Origin of the sequence: Christiangramia aestuarii (assembly GCF_009735585.1) — a bacterium.
GTDB classification, from domain to species: Bacteria; Bacteroidota; Bacteroidia; order Flavobacteriales; family Flavobacteriaceae; genus Christiangramia; species Christiangramia aestuarii.
The window spans coordinates 550,497-565,466 of record NZ_VJVW01000002.1 but is presented as its reverse complement, the minus strand read 5'-3'; the positions used below and the strand labels follow the sequence as shown (position 1 = coordinate 565,466).

General features: G+C 41.5%; 11 protein-coding genes and 1 tRNA gene. 11 read left to right on the top strand and 1 reads right to left on the bottom strand.

Annotation, left to right across the window (positions count from 1 at the left end; translation table 11 throughout):
* Nucleotides 1–124: 124 nt before the first annotated feature.
* Entirely contained in the window at nucleotides 125–3,433 is a 3,309-nt protein-coding gene (locus FLP08_RS06480) for a DUF2723 domain-containing protein (RefSeq protein WP_156275186.1), read from the bottom strand.
* 212 nt (nucleotides 3,434–3,645) lie between these two features.
* Here FLP08_RS06480 and FLP08_RS06475 point away from each other — a divergent pair.
* From FLP08_RS06475 to FLP08_RS06425, 11 genes are all read left to right on the top strand, one after another.
* Nucleotides 3,646–3,718, top strand: a tRNA-Gln gene (locus tag FLP08_RS06475).
* Nucleotides 3,719–3,970: 252 nt separating this feature from the next.
* Nucleotides 3,971–4,444, top strand: coding sequence for a UpxY family transcription antiterminator (locus tag FLP08_RS06470; protein ID WP_156275184.1), 474 nt, complete (start codon nucleotides 3,971–3,973; stop codon nucleotides 4,442–4,444).
* 156 nt (nucleotides 4,445–4,600) lie between these two features.
* Complete coding sequence (locus FLP08_RS06465) at nucleotides 4,601–5,647, top strand: NAD-dependent epimerase/dehydratase family protein (RefSeq protein WP_156275182.1); 1,047 nt, start codon at nucleotides 4,601–4,603, stop codon at nucleotides 5,645–5,647.
* A complete protein-coding gene (gene rfbA / locus FLP08_RS06460; protein ID WP_156275180.1) occupies nucleotides 5,648–6,523 on the top strand; it encodes a glucose-1-phosphate thymidylyltransferase RfbA in 876 nt (291 codons plus the stop codon).
* Nucleotides 6,520–7,563, top strand: coding sequence for a dTDP-glucose 4,6-dehydratase (gene rfbB, locus FLP08_RS06455; protein WP_156275178.1), 1,044 nt, complete (start codon nucleotides 6,520–6,522; stop codon nucleotides 7,561–7,563). Before rfbA ends, rfbB begins: the two co-directional genes overlap by 4 nt.
* Nucleotides 7,564–7,694: 131 nt before the next feature.
* Nucleotides 7,695–8,483, top strand: a complete 789-nt coding sequence (gene cysQ, locus FLP08_RS06450; protein ID WP_156275176.1) for a 3'(2'),5'-bisphosphate nucleotidase CysQ — start codon at nucleotides 7,695–7,697, stop codon at nucleotides 8,481–8,483.
* Nucleotides 8,484–8,860: 377 nt separating this feature from the next.
* Entirely contained in the window at nucleotides 8,861–10,231 is a 1,371-nt protein-coding gene (locus FLP08_RS06445) for a nucleotide sugar dehydrogenase (protein WP_156275174.1), read from the top strand.
* Nucleotides 10,232–11,245, top strand: coding sequence for an SDR family oxidoreductase (locus FLP08_RS06440; RefSeq protein ID WP_156275172.1), 1,014 nt, complete (start codon nucleotides 10,232–10,234; stop codon nucleotides 11,243–11,245).
* Nucleotides 11,245–12,693 (top strand): nucleotide sugar dehydrogenase, encoded by a 1,449-nt coding sequence (locus tag FLP08_RS06435; RefSeq protein WP_156275170.1) that lies wholly within the window; start codon nucleotides 11,245–11,247, stop codon nucleotides 12,691–12,693. The genes FLP08_RS06440 and FLP08_RS06435 overlap by 1 nt, the downstream gene beginning before the upstream one ends.
* Nucleotides 12,694–12,704: 11 nt before the next feature.
* Nucleotides 12,705–13,712: an NAD-dependent epimerase gene (locus tag FLP08_RS06430; RefSeq protein ID WP_156275166.1), complete on the top strand. Its 1,008-nt coding sequence runs from the start codon at nucleotides 12,705–12,707 to the stop codon at nucleotides 13,710–13,712.
* A gap of 94 nt (nucleotides 13,713–13,806) precedes the next feature.
* Nucleotides 13,807–14,967 (top strand): glycosyltransferase family 4 protein, encoded by a 1,161-nt coding sequence (locus tag FLP08_RS06425; protein WP_156275165.1) that lies wholly within the window; start codon nucleotides 13,807–13,809, stop codon nucleotides 14,965–14,967.
* Nucleotides 14,968–14,970: the final 3 nt, after the last annotated feature.

The following is a 14,970-nucleotide window of genomic DNA, read 5'->3' as shown; positions in this document are numbered from 1 at the left end:
CCTTCAATAACTTACCAAACTCCAAACTCCAAACTCCAAACTCCAAACTCCAAACTCCAAACTCCAAACTCCAAACTCCAAACTCCAAACTCCAAACTCCAAACTCCAAACTCCTAACTTCCTGCTACTCTTCCACAGAGTCTAGAGCCGTACTGTCGATATTTGGTTCTACCGGAGTGGCGCCATCGAGCGCTTCCAGCAATTCTTCTTCAGGCGACTTGGCATTAGCGTCTATCTGTTCATCTTCCCTGTAGAAATGCCTGAAAAGTTTCAGGTAATTATTGAATTCCTCTGCCTTCTTTTTCGCGGTTTCCCGGTCTTCATACATCATCATCATATCTACCAGGCCTCGGTAACGCTCCATATCGGTTATGATCTCATCGGCATAACGGTATTGGCGCTCTACCTCCCAGTTGCTGAAGAATTTCAGGTTCTCCTGGTATTTGCTCGCCACCTTTTCCCAGATCTCCCTGGCCTTTTGAGGTTTGTTCACTTCATAGTATCCGGAAATGAACGGCTCCAGCAAAGTGTAATATTCATAATGCTCAACCGGCATATGCTTCATGCCCAGGTCCAGGATCTCTTCGGCGTGGATGGTATCCCCTTCCTGCAGCAGGTTTTCTGTAAGCCTGGCCAGGTTGCTCCTGTAAGTGATGGAATTTTTCCTGGTTTCAGGGTCATGGTAAATATCATCTGAGCCCATATTGCCCCAGTCCCAGTTCTTCACGATGTTGTACATCTTCTCGGTATTCACCCTTCCCATATCGAACGGGTTACGCGGATTAAGAGGCGTACGGATAGGTACCAGTTTATAGGTCACTCCTTCCAGTTGCAGGTAGTCTTTCATCCACAGGTAATCATCGTCCCCAAAACTACCACCGGTAAAGTAAATAGGTCTTTCCCAGTCGTTGTTGGCCAGGATGTCCAGCATTAATAATCTGTTCTTATATAAAATCTGGTCTCCAATGGTGATATCAATATGATCTACGATCTCATCAGCTTCAGATTCGTCTACGATCCCGTTTTCAAGGACGGTCTTTTTGTCTACCGGGATTCGGACATGTCTTGAAGGGAAGGTATTGATAAAGGTTCCGCTCTGCAGTTCTGCCTGGGTTCGCGGATCCTCATTTTCTATATAGTTCATCCAGGTATCGATTGGAATGGTGTCCTGGGTAACTTCCCTAAGGAAAATGGCATCGTTCTTACCATTATAAAAATCATTTTCCAGTTGAGAAGGCAGGGCATCACTTTCAAAAGCCTTGCGTTTCATCTGGTCTATATACCAGTCAGTAGCCAGCAGGCTGGTGTTGACGATACGAACATCTGTCCTGTATTTTTCAACTTGCTGAACATACCAGAGCGCGAAGGTGTCATTATCACCAATGGTGAATAAGATCCCATTCTCATCTACCGAATCCAGGTACATTTTGGCCATGGTCAGGGCACTGTCCCTGCCCGAACGGTCGTGGTCATCCCAGTTTTCTGAAGCCAGCAATACCGGCACGCATAGCAGGCTTGCCGCGATTACTACCGGCGCAGCGATCTTAGGGGTGATAAAGCTTTTCAGCTTATCAAAAAGGGCATAAACACCGAAGCCTATCCAGATGGCGAATACGTAGAAAGAACCAACCAGGGCATAATCCCTTTCCCTCGGTTCAAAAGGCCTTTCGTTAAGATAGATCTTCAGGGCGATCCCGGTGAACAGGAAAAAGACCATCAGTACCCAGAAGTTCTTTTTATCTCTTTTCAGGTGAAACACGAGTCCTATCAATCCAAGAATGAAGGGTAGGAAGAAATAGGTGTTTCTCGCCTTATTGTCCCTGGCATCTGAAGGCAGGAAGTCCTGCGTACCAATATGCCATTTGTCGATGAAGTCTATCCCACTGATCCAGTTTCCATGCAGGTCGGTATATTTTCCCTGAATATCGTCCTGTCGGCCGGTGAAATTCCACATAAAATACCTCCAGTACATATAACCTATCTGGTATTCCAGCAGGTAGCCTATGTTGGAGGCGAAACTTGGCTTTTCAACATCTATATATTCGCTGAACTGTTTCAGGAAATTATGATAATCTTCCAGGTCCCTTTCTCCGCGGGCAAACTGGCTTCTGAACTGGTTCACCGCCTGCAGCAGTCTTTCCTCGTTCTGGTATTCAGCCTTGATCTTAAAATCAAGCGGACCGGTTAAGGTCATGTAGTTAACCGCATGCTCTGTACTCCACATTCTTGGCAGGATGGCTTTATGATCGTCATCCAGGTTCTGCTTGGCATTCTTGTAATCGTTCACGATAACATATTTGCCCAGTTCCTCATCTTTTTCGTATTTAGGCTTGGCGTCTTCGTAAGGATTTTCAGGGTCCAGGCCAGAATACATTTCAGACCACTGTGGGCCATAAAATAAATGGGTTTCGCCGTATTGTTCACGGTTATAATAGGCCAGAAGTTCCCGGGCATTGTCGGGACTGTTCTCATTGATCACTGTAGGCGCATTACTCCTTATAGGGAGCATGACCCAGCTGGAGAAACCTATAAGCACGAACAGGATGCAAAGCAACAGCGTATTGTATTTGTAAAGGTTCTTTTTTCGGGTATAATTGATCCCGAAATAGAAGGCGGCCACGATCACTAACAGCGCCACGATGGTACCTGTGTTGAATGGCATTCCCAGCGTATTGGTGAAGAATAGTTCTGAAGCCGAGAAAAAGGTAAGGGTATAAGGTAAAAGCAGTTTAAAGATGAACATTAGTACGGCTACCACCACCACGTTGGCGATAAGGAAATTCTTAACGGTTACCTCCTTATAGTTCTTGAAGAAATAAAGAAAGCCGATAGCGGGCAGGGTAAGCAGTCCCATAAAGTGGACCCCGAACGAGAGTCCTATCACCAGGGAGATCAGGATGATCCAGCGGTTACCCCTGGGGGTAAACATATCCCTTTCCCATTTAAGGCCCAGGTAGAACATGACGCTCATAAAACAGGCGGCCATGGCATAAACTTCGGCTTCTACGGCATTGAACCAGAAGCTGTCGGTAAAGGTAAAGGCCAGGGATCCTACCAGGGAACTTCCCAGTACGGCCATTTTCCTGGCGGGTGATAATTTGGTTACGGGTCCGGCGACCTTCAGTACCAGCATAGTGATAGACCAGAACATGAACATGATCGCTATGGCGCTGGCAAAACCAGACATAAAGTTCACCATCAGGGCGACCTGGGTTTCATCTGGAGCAAAAGTGGAGAAAAATGCTCCCATCATCTGATAAAAAGGGGCACCGGGAGGGTGACCTACTTCCAGGTTCGCAGAGGTTGCAATATATTCACCGGCATCCCAGAAACTTGCCGTAGGTTCGAGCGTAAGCGTGTAGGTAGTCAAAGCGATCACAAAAACCAGCCATCCCAGGATTTTGTTCCACTTGCTAAAGTTAAGATCTGTCATAAATATTAGCCTAATTGTACTAAAGGGGCGAATTTAATAATAAAATGCTGAATGCTTTCAAAACGGCAAACAAAAGCGTTTATTTTGGAATAAGCTGAAAATGAAGCCGGGGCGAGAAGGCAGAAAATAAATCTCAACTTTTTCCAGAAAATTTCTCAAAAAAGTTTGTGTGAAATAAACTTTGTCTTAAATTTGCATCCGCATTCAAGCATTGGCCTATGGTGTAACTGGCAACACGTCTGGTTTTGGTCCAGAAGAGTCTAGGTTCGAGCCCTAGTAGGCCAACAAAATGCAAAAAGCCTGAACGAAAGTTCAGGCTTTTTTAGTTATAGGCTTTAAGGAATAAGCTATCCATATTTAATGCCTGTCAATTATCCTTTTTCAATGGTCAATTAATTTATTGCTTCCATCATTTTCTAATCAGCAATAATGAATAGATAATAGCAATAATTAATGCTCAATACCCCGAAAGGGTTAAATTCCCCTTTAATAATCGTTCAATATTTTCTTTCTTTGTTAGGCTAAACAATCCTGAAGATGCCCTGGTATGTAGTACGTACAAAACCGCAGCACGAGATCAAAACGGCTCAGCTCCTGGAAGATCTCGGCATGGAGGTGTACTGTCCTATGGTTACCGAGGTCAGGCAGTGGTCAGATCGTAAGAAAAAAGTGACATTGCCATTATTCCGTACCTATATCTTTGTGAGTATGGAGCCGGCGAAAAGGAACCAGGTTTTTGAAGCTCCAGGCGTGCTTGGATTCTTAAAATGGCTGGATAAGCCCGCCCTGGCCAAGGATGAGGAAATAGAGGCGATAAGGTCCTGGATTAATAATGATAAACTGGACGGTTTTACAGTAAGCAAGCTAAACGCCGGCGATAAGGTGGAAATAAAAACCGGTACCTTCGCTAAAAAAGAAGCTATCATCAAAGAGGTGGGCAGCAAAAAGCTTAAACTAATCCTGCCCGACATTGGCTGGACCCTTACAGCCAATATTCAGGATGTGATCTAAAGTCTGCATCCTATTCGCCTCTATTTACTTTTTCTAAATGTCTTTTAATCCCTAATTTTTTCTAAAATTTCGCCCATCCTCGGCAATTGTAAAATTTAATCCTAATTTTGAAAACATCACATTAGGATAAATTGTGAAGGATTCCATATTCATATTATGAAAAAATCAGCTTTAGTTCTTGGCGGGGCCGGGTTTATTGGCGGGCACATTGCTTACCATTTAAAAAATCAGGGTTTTTGGGTACGTATTGCCGATATAAAAGCCCAGCATGAGTTCTGGAGTGAGCAAGATATATGTGATGAATATCTTGAAGGAGACCTTCGCGAACCTGCTTTTGTGGAAAGAGTGCTTAGGCTTCCCACGCATTTGGAGGAGGATGGGGCTGAAAGCTTTGATGAAGTGTATCAATTTGCTGCAGATATGGGTGGAGCCGGATATGTTTTTACCGGTGAGAATGATGCTGATATCATGCATAATTCTGTGCTTATAAATCTCAATCTTTTAAAGACAGCTTCGAAAGTAGGTGCAGGAAGGATCTTTTATAGTTCCTCAGCCTGTATGTACCCCGAGGCTAATCAAATGGATTCCAGCAATCCTGATTGCCGGGAAGATACGGCCTATCCAGCCAACCCGGATTCAGAATATGGATGGGAAAAACTGTTTAGTGAAAGACTGTTCTTTTCTTATCATCGAAATTATAAGCTAAATATAAGAATAGCAAGATTACATAATGTATTTGGGCCCAAGGGAACCTGGCAGGGCGGCAAGGAAAAGGCTCCTGCGGCCATGTGTAGAAAGGTCATCGAAGCCCAGAATGAAGTTGAGGTTTGGGGAGATGGCAGCCAGACAAGATCGTTCCTTTATATAGAGGAAGCCGTGAAGGCAATCTTTAGTTTTGTGAGGCAGGATAATTTCAGAGGTCCTGTTAATATTGGTTCTGAAGAGATGGTGTCGATAAACGAGCTAGCCAGGATGGCCATCGAAATATCTGGAAAGGATCTAAGGATCAAAAATATCGCCGGAAGGGAATTTGAAGAAAAGTACGGGTTTCCCTGTCCGTTAGGAGTGCGGGGTCGTAATTCTAATAATGCATTGTTTAGTGAAAAAATGGGTTGGGCACCATCACAAAAATTAAGGGATGGTCTTATCCCGACCTTTAAATGGATAAAAACCCAGAAGCAAAAAGCTGAAAAATTAGTTTAAATGAAAGGAATTATTCTTGCCGGCGGCTCTGGTACCAGGTTATATCCCATTACCCGGGGAGTCTCCAAGCAGTTACTGAATATTTATGACAAACCTATGATCTATTATCCCTTATCTGTCCTTATGCTGGCAGGTATCAGGGAGGTGTTGATCATTTCCACGCCCGATGATCTGTCCAGTTTTCAGAAGTTGCTTGGTGACGGCTCAGAACTGGGAATGCAGTTTTCTTATGCCGTACAGGAAAAACCTGAAGGTCTGGCCCAGGCCTTTATCATTGGTGAAGATTTCATAGGAGAGGATGATGTATGTCTGGTGCTGGGAGATAATATTTTTTATGGGCATGGCTTTACCGGCCTGTTAAAGAAATCTGTGGAGAATGTTCAGCAGGAGAATAAAGCCTCGATCTTTGGTTATTATGTGAATGAGCCCCAGAGATATGGGGTGGCCGAGTTCGATAATTCCGGCCGGGTATTGAGCATAGAGGAGAAGCCAAAAGATCCAAAAAGCAATTTCGCGATCGTAGGCCTGTATTTCTTCCCTTCTTCAGTAGTGGATATAGCCAAAAAAGTGAAGCCCAGTGGTCGTGGCGAGTTAGAGATCACCTCGGTAATAAATGCTTACCTGGAAAAGGAGCAGCTGAAAATGGAGATCTTAAGCCGGGGTTACGCCTGGCTGGATACCGGAACCCACGAGTCTATGCTGGAGGCTTCTAATTTTATACATATCATCGAAAAAAGGCAGGGGCTTAAAGTAGCCTGTCTGGAAGAGATAGCCTATGAAAAAGGCTATATCTCCAGGGAAGATTTTCTAAAGCTTGCCGAACCTCTTAGGAAAAGCGGTTATGGTGAATATTTACTGAAAAGAGCTGCGAAATGAATTTAAAAGACAGATCTATTTTGATCACCGGAGGAGCGGGTTTCATAGGTTCCAATTTTATCCCGCTGTTCCTGCAAAACAACCCCGGGGTAAAGCTGGTAAATCTCGACCTGCTTACCTATGCGGGCAACCTGGAAAACCTGGAGCAGGTAAATGCTCATCCAGATTATACTTTTGTAAAGGGTGATATCTGCGATCGCGAGCTGGTCAGGGAGGTTTTTCAGAAATATAAGATTACGGGAGTGATCAATTTCGCGGCAGAATCCCATGTGGACAATTCCATTGCCGGCCCCGAAGTTTTTATCAGGACCAACGTGAACGGGACTTTTACCTTACTGGATGTGGCCTACAGGTACTGGATGGATTCGCCGTTCAGCCCTAAAAAGGGACAGGAGGAAAATCGTTTTCATCATATTTCCACAGATGAGGTTTACGGCAGCCTTGGGGAAAAGGGTTACTTTACCGAGCGGACCCCTTACGCGCCTAATTCACCCTATTCGGCCAGCAAGGCTTCTTCAGATATGCTGGTTCGTAGTTACCGCCATACTTACGGGCTGAATACCCTAATTACCAATTGCTCGAATAACTATGGTCCCAGGCAGCATCAGGAAAAGCTGATCCCTACGATCATCCGCAAGGCTCTGGCTGGAGAAGCCATTCCTATTTACGGGGATGGGAAGAATGTCCGGGACTGGTTGTATGTTAAGGATCATTGCCGGGCGATAGACCTGGTCTTTAAACAAGGCAGGCCTGGTGAGGTCTATAATATAGGCGGGGATGCGGAAAAGAATAATATAAGTATCGCGAAGCTAATTTGCGAACACCTGGATAAAAAGCAGCCTAAAGCTTCCGGAAGTTATAAAGACCAGATAGAATTTGTGCAGGACCGGCCTGGGCACGATAGAAGATACGCCATAGATGCCTCCAAAATAAAAAAGGAACTTGGCTGGAAAGCCCGGGAGAGTTTTGATTCGGGCATCCTGAAAACCATCGACTGGTACCTGGCTTTAAACAATGAGACAATAAACAGTAAACAATAAACAATAATCAATTAGCAATATTTGGTGGGATTGGAGGTGAAGAAATTCGAATTTGGCCATTTTGGTCCTAAATCTTGAATTTGGAATTCGGAATCCAACCCAAACCGAATCTTTAACAATAAAAATATATAATGCACGAACTACTCGAAATTGCGATAAAGGCATCTCTTGATGCAGGAAAAAGAATAATGGAGATCTACGAAAATGAAGATTTTGAGGTGGACTTTAAAGGTGATGATTCGCCACTAACCAAGGCCGACCTGGCCTCGCATAAGATCATAATGGAATATCTGAAAAAGACGGATATTCCGGTATTGTCTGAAGAAGGAAAGCATCTGCCTTTTTCAGAAAGGAAAAACTGGGATCGCTTATGGATCGTGGATCCTATAGACGGCACCAAGGAATTTATTAAAAGGAACGGGGAGTTTACCGTGAATATAGCCCTGGTAGAAGACCAGAAACCCATCATGGGGGTGATCTATGTTCCCGCTCTTAAGGAGCTCTATTTTGCTTCTAAAGATATAGGTTCTTTTAAACTGGCAGGGATTACGGAATATTCTAGCCTAGATGGGTTGATTGAAAAGGCAGATAGATTGCCCTTAGCCATAAATAATAAAAAATATACCGTAGTGGCCAGTAAGTCTCACCTATCTCCTGAAACTGAGGAATACATCAGGTCTCTCGAAGATGAGCACGGCGAGGTAGAAACCATTTCCAAGGGCAGCTCCCTTAAATTATGTATGGTCGCTGAAGGCAGGGCAGAGCAATATCCGCGTTTTGCGCCAACCATGGAATGGGATACGGCAGCCGGGCAGGCAATTTGCCAGTATGCCGGAAAGAAGGTATTGGACTACAAAACAAAAAAAGAGATGCTTTATAATAGGGAAAACTTACTGAATAACTGGTTTTTGGTTTTCTAAGGTATTTCTTGAAATCCTTTTTAATTGTACACCAGAGGGTTAGGTTTTACTATTGGCTTTTCTTTAACCCAGAAAACACAGGTTTTAGCTTAATCGGATGAAGATTCATTAGTGATTTTAACCCACTACATCGCTTTCGTTAATTGCCGTTAATAATTAGTTAAAAATTTAACACTTCTGATTTTGTGTTAATTGAGACATCAAATTATATTTGCGGGCTGTAAGAAATTGCAGCCTGACTAACCCTACTTATCGATTACTAGCCGGTCCCGGCTATGATCTTCCCACTCAGGTCTTATCAAAAAATTTACGGGAGTTACAAAATGTGACTCACGGCGGCGAAGCCCTGTTTTATTATTAAATACATCTCAAATTAAATGTTTACTGAACAACCAAGAATAGCTGTAATAGGCCTGGGATATGTTGGTCTACCACTGGCAAGATTATTTGCTACGAAATATCCGGTAGTAGGATTCGATATCAATATTAAAAGGATTGAAGAATTAAGAAAAGGGCATGATACTACCCTGGAGGTGGAAGATGAAAAACTTAAAGAAGTTTTGCTTAAAACCTATCCTTTTGTAACTGAACCATCTTTGCATTTGCAATTAAGTGATTCTGGAGTAAATGGTTTTGAGACTGGAAATGATGGGGAAGAAGCAAAAACTCCAAACGGTTTATATTGCTCTTCAGATCTCGGTGATATTACGGAGTGTAATTATTATATCATCACCGTACCTACACCTATAGATAAGAATAACCGGCCAGATCTTACGCCACTTTATAAAAGTAGTGAAGCGGTAGCTAGTGTATTGAAAAAAGGAGATACGGTGATCTATGAATCTACCGTGTACCCGGGAGTGACCGAGGATGAATGTGTGCCGGTGTTGGAGCGAGTAAGCGGACTAAAGTTCAACGAAGATTTCTTTGTAGGGTACTCCCCGGAACGTATCAACCCGGGAGATAAGGAGCATACCGTAGAAAAGATCTTGAAGGTGACCGCCGGTTCTACTCCGGAAGTTGGAGAAAAAGTAGATAAGCTTTATAAAAGCGTGATCACTGCCGGAACTCATCTGGCGCCAAGTATCAAAGTGGCAGAGGCTGCTAAAGTTATCGAGAACTCTCAAAGAGATATAAATATTGCTTTTGTAAATGAACTGGCTAAGATCTTCAATAAAATGAATATCGATACCAATGATGTTCTGGAGGCAGCGGGTACCAAATGGAACTTTTTGCCATTTAAACCCGGTCTTGTGGGAGGGCATTGTATAGGCGTGGATCCTTATTACCTGGCGCAGAAAGCCCAAGAAATTGGTTATCATCCGGAGATCATCCTTGCGGGAAGACGTATGAACGATTCCATGGGGAAATACGTGGCTTCGGAGGTGATTAAATTGATGTTGCAGAACGACTTGAAGGTAAAAGGAGCAAAAGTTTTGGTTCTTGGGATCACCTTTAAAGAAAACTGCCCGGATGTACGAAATACAAAAGTGGTAGATGTGGTAGGAGAGTTACAGTCTTATGGAACTGAGGTCACCATTTACGATCCTCTGGCTAATCCTGCTGAAGTATTGCATGAATATAATTTAGAAACCATCAATAAGCTGCCAGCAGAAAAGTTTGATGCAGTAGTTTTGACGGTAGCACACAATCAGTTTTTAAGCTTGGATATGGAAAAACTTAAAAACGATCAAGCTGTGATCTATGATGTTAAAGGAATTCTTGAACAAACCAACGGAAAACTATAAATGCAGCACGAACAAATTAGGAAATTAACTGGTAAGAATGTTTTAGTTACAGGCGGTGCCGGGTTTATAGGTTCTAATCTGTGCGAAGCTTTACTTGCGCTGAATGCAAATGTAACTTGCCTGGATAATTTCTCAACAGGACATCGAAAGAATATAAAAGAATTTTTAGATAATCCTAATTTCACCTTGATCGAAGGTGATATACGTGACCAGGAAACCTGTAAAAAAGCTGCAATTGGACATGATTATATTTTACACGAAGCAGCTTTAGGTTCTGTACCAAGATCTATAAATGATCCTATCACTAGTAACGAGGTGAATGTTTCTGGCTTTTTAAATATGCTGGTTGCGGCCAGGGATGCAGAAGTTAAACGTTTTGTGTATGCCGCTAGTTCTTCTACCTATGGTGATTCTGAGAAATTACCAAAGGTTGAAGATGAAATTGGAAAGCCCCTCTCACCATACGCTATTACAAAATATGTCAATGAACTATACGCTGATATATTTCATAAATCTTATGGTTTACATACTATTGGACTTAGGTATTTTAATGTGTTTGGAAGAAAGCAGGACCCTAATGGTGCTTATGCAGCTGTTATTCCAAAATTCGTGATCCAACTGATGAACCATGAAAGCCCGGTAATTAATGGAGACGGCACTTATTCCAGAGACTTTACTTATATCGAAAATGTGGTTCAGATGAATTTGTTGGCTCTAACAACCGAAAATAAGGAGGCGATAAATCAGGTTTATAATACAGCTGTCGGCGATAGGACGAATCTACTTGAATTAACCCAGTTACTAAAGAAATATTTGTCTAGGTACGATGCTAAAATAGAATATGTAGAAATAATACATGGTCCTAATCGGGCCGGGGATATTCCTCATTCCCTGGCTTCAGTGGAAAAAGCACAAGACTTACTTGGTTATAACCCGAAGTTCAAGATTGATTCTGGTCTCAATGAAGCCGTTAAATGGTATTGGAAGCATCTACAACTTAAAAAGGTCAATTAATGAAAATTAAGAATATTTGCTGTATTGGAGCAGGTTACGTAGGCGGACCAACTATGGCTGTTATCGCGCAAAAGAACCCGGAAATTAAGGTTACTGTTGTAGATATTAACAAAGAAAGGATCGCTGCCTGGAATGATGAAAATGTAGAGAATATTCCTATTTATGAACCGGGACTATCTGCGGTGGTTGCAGAGGCCAGGGGAAGAAACCTGTTCTTTTCTACCGAAGTGGATAAAGCCATCGATGAAGCAGAGATGATCTTTATTTCGGTCAATACACCAACCAAGACCTACGGAATTGGAAAAGGTATGGCAGCCGACCTAAAGTGGATTGAACTTTGTGCCCGTCAGATCGCCAGGGTGGCAAAAGAAGATAAGATCATCGTTGAAAAATCTACGCTTCCTGTTAGAACGGCTGAAGCCCTTAAAAGTATCCTGGATAATACCGGGAATGGCGTGAATTTCCAGATCCTCTCAAATCCGGAATTTCTGGCTGAAGGAACCGCTATAGATGATCTTCATAATCCTGATCGTATCCTTATTGGTGGCGATAGTAGTTCAAAAGCTGGGAAAATTGCTACACAGGCTTTGGTTGATGTCTATGCTTCCTGGGTTTCTGAAGAGAAAATTTTAACCACCAATGTTTGGTCCTCCGAACTTTCTAAGTTGACCGCCAATGCTTTTTTAGCTCAACGTGTATCCAGTATCAACGCCATGAGCGAGCTTTGTGAGCACACCGGGGCAGACGTAAATGAGATTTCCAGGGCAATTGGAATGGATTCCCGTATTGGGCCCAAATTCCTAAAAGCTTCTGTAGGTTTTGGAGGTAGCTGTTTTCAGAAAGATATTCTTAACTTGGTCTATATCGCCAAATCCTTTGGATTGAATGAAGTTGCGGATTACTGGGAGCAGGTGATCATTATGAACGATCATCAAAAAAGGAGGTTTGCTGAAAATATAGTAAAGACTTTATTCAATACCGTTTCCGGGAAAAAAATAGCTTTATTAGGTTGGGCCTTTAAAAAGGACACCAACGATACGCGGGAGTCTGCTGCCATTTATGTAGCCGATTACCTGTTAAACGAACGGGCAGAAATCGTGGTTTATGACCCAAAGGTAAAAGCGGAACAGATATATGCTGATCTTGATTACCTCGGTAGCAGAAATCCTGAAGAAAACCGCAATCTGCTAAAAGTCGTAGAGAAGCCGTACACCGCCTGTAAAGATGCTCATGCCATTGCAGTGCTTACAGAATGGGATGAGTTTAAAGCCTATGACTGGGAGAATATATACAACTGTATGCTTAAACCTGCCTTTTTATTTGATGGTAGGAACATACTGGATAGAAAAAAGTTAGCAAATCTCGGATTTGCAACTAATAGTATTGGATTGCCTGCCGTACAAATGTCAAAGGAAAAAAAGTTGACTTCTCTTGCAACAGCAGGTTAAATTCTGATAATATGAAGATACTGGTTACAGGAACCGCAGGATTTATTGGTCATCATTTAGCTAAGGCGTTAGTGGAGCGAGGAGATACTGTGGTTGGCATTGACAATATCAATGATTATTATGATGTAGAGTTAAAATATGCCCGACTTGCAGATGCAGGAATTTCACGTCATGCTGAAAATTGGTATGAAAAAGTACAAAGTGAAACTTATCCGGATTATTCATTTATTAGAATGAACCTCGAAGACAGAGAGCGATTAATGGATCTGTTCAAGACCGAAAAATTTGACAAGGTGGTTAATTTAGCTGCCCAGGCCGGGGTACGGTATAGTATAGAAAATCCACATACCTACGTAGACTGTAATATTGTTGGATTCCTGAATATCCTTGAAGCTTGCCGTCACAATAATATCAAGCATTTGGTTTATGCAAGTTCCTCCAGCGTTTATGGTAATAACAAAAAAATGCCTTTGAGCACCTCAGATAATGTAGATCACCCAATAAGTTTATATGCTGCTACAAAGAAAAGCAATGAACTAATGGCCCACACCTACAGTCATCTGTACAACATATCAACCACCGGATTACGTTTTTTTACCGTATATGGTCCCTGGGGAAGACCCGACATGGCCATGTTCTTATTTACCGACGCTATCCTAAATGACAGGCCTATTAAAGTTTTTAACGGAGGTGACTTGTATAGAGACTTTACATATATAGACGACATTATTAATGGTATTATTTCGACGCTTATTACTGATGCCAAGAAGACCTATTCTATTTATAATATCGGGAACAGCAAACCTGTAAAACTAACAGATTTCATTGAAGAGATAGAAATACAAACCGGGGAAAAGGCAATTAAGGAAATGTATCCTATGCAGCCGGGCGATGTGGAAAAAACATGGGCAGATGTAGAAGACCTTAAATCTGATTTTAATTATTTACCTAAAACTTCAATTGATATTGGTGTAGAAAGATTTCTTTATTGGTATAATAATTATTACTGTCTTAGTTAAATTCATCTATATTCTAAATTCTTCAATCAAAAATATAAACAAAGCAGGTACTTGTTAAATTATCTTCTTTCCCAATTATTCGATTTTAATTTTTATGTCCAATACTTTTAAAATAGGTTTAATTGCTTCAACCCATCTACCTAAGCTAGGCGGCATGCAGATTGTTAATCATTTATTGGCTCAGAAAAGTATTAGAGAAAGTGATTTAAGATTTACTATAATGAGTCCCGTTGACGGCTTTAAATCTAAAGATTATGGATATGATTTTATAAAACTCCGTAAGCTTTCTTACGTTACCCATAGATGGTACTTAGAACAAATTAAATGGTTTTCTCGTTATAATGGATTTAACATTTTACATGGATCTATGTTAAATATGGGGGGATATTTAGCGATGAAAGCTAGCCAAGAATTAAATAAACCCTGTATTGTTCATTCTCATGGTGGAGATGTTCAAGTTGAGGCATCAATAGGTTACGGAGCCACACTTCAAAACCACGTCAAAGAAAGAATAGTTAAAACTATTAATTATAGTGATAAAATCATTGCAGTTAGTTCGCTTAATAAAAACAATATTATCGAGTTAGGTGCCAATCCTGATAAAGTTGAGATCATTCATAACCCTGTTTTAGCAAAGGAAATATCTGAAGTTCCTTTCCAGGATATGAGAATAAAATACAAGATATCACCAGATGAATTTGTAATAATGACATTAGGGCGAAATCACCCAGTTAAGAGAATGAAACTCCTTTTTAAAGCTATTAAAAAATTAAAACATTTAAGGATTAAATGTATTTGCATCGGCCCAAAAGGTGACTATGAAAGGCTTTTAAATGATTATAATATTAAGGAACAGGTTATTTTAACAGGAATGATCCCTAGTGTTCCAAAATTACAATTGGAGCTTCCAAATTCAGAATTGATAAATACTATGAAAGCATGTGATATTTTTGTATCTACCTCCTATGTTGAGGCATTCAGCGGTGCGGCTTTAGAGGCGTTAGCATGTGGGATACCTATAGTGGTTGGAAAAAAGCATGGTGTATGCGACGTGATTGAAGAAAATATGAATGGCTATTTTTTCAATGACCAAATTTCTAATCCTGATAATCAACTCGCAAATTTGCTAGAAAGCTTATACTACAAAAGAAGTGAACTAAATAATCGTTCATTAGCAATTGCTAAATCTGTCGCAAATTTAACTGTGGAAAATAGTTTACACCAACTTTCAGGGATATATCATTCTACAGTTTAAAAA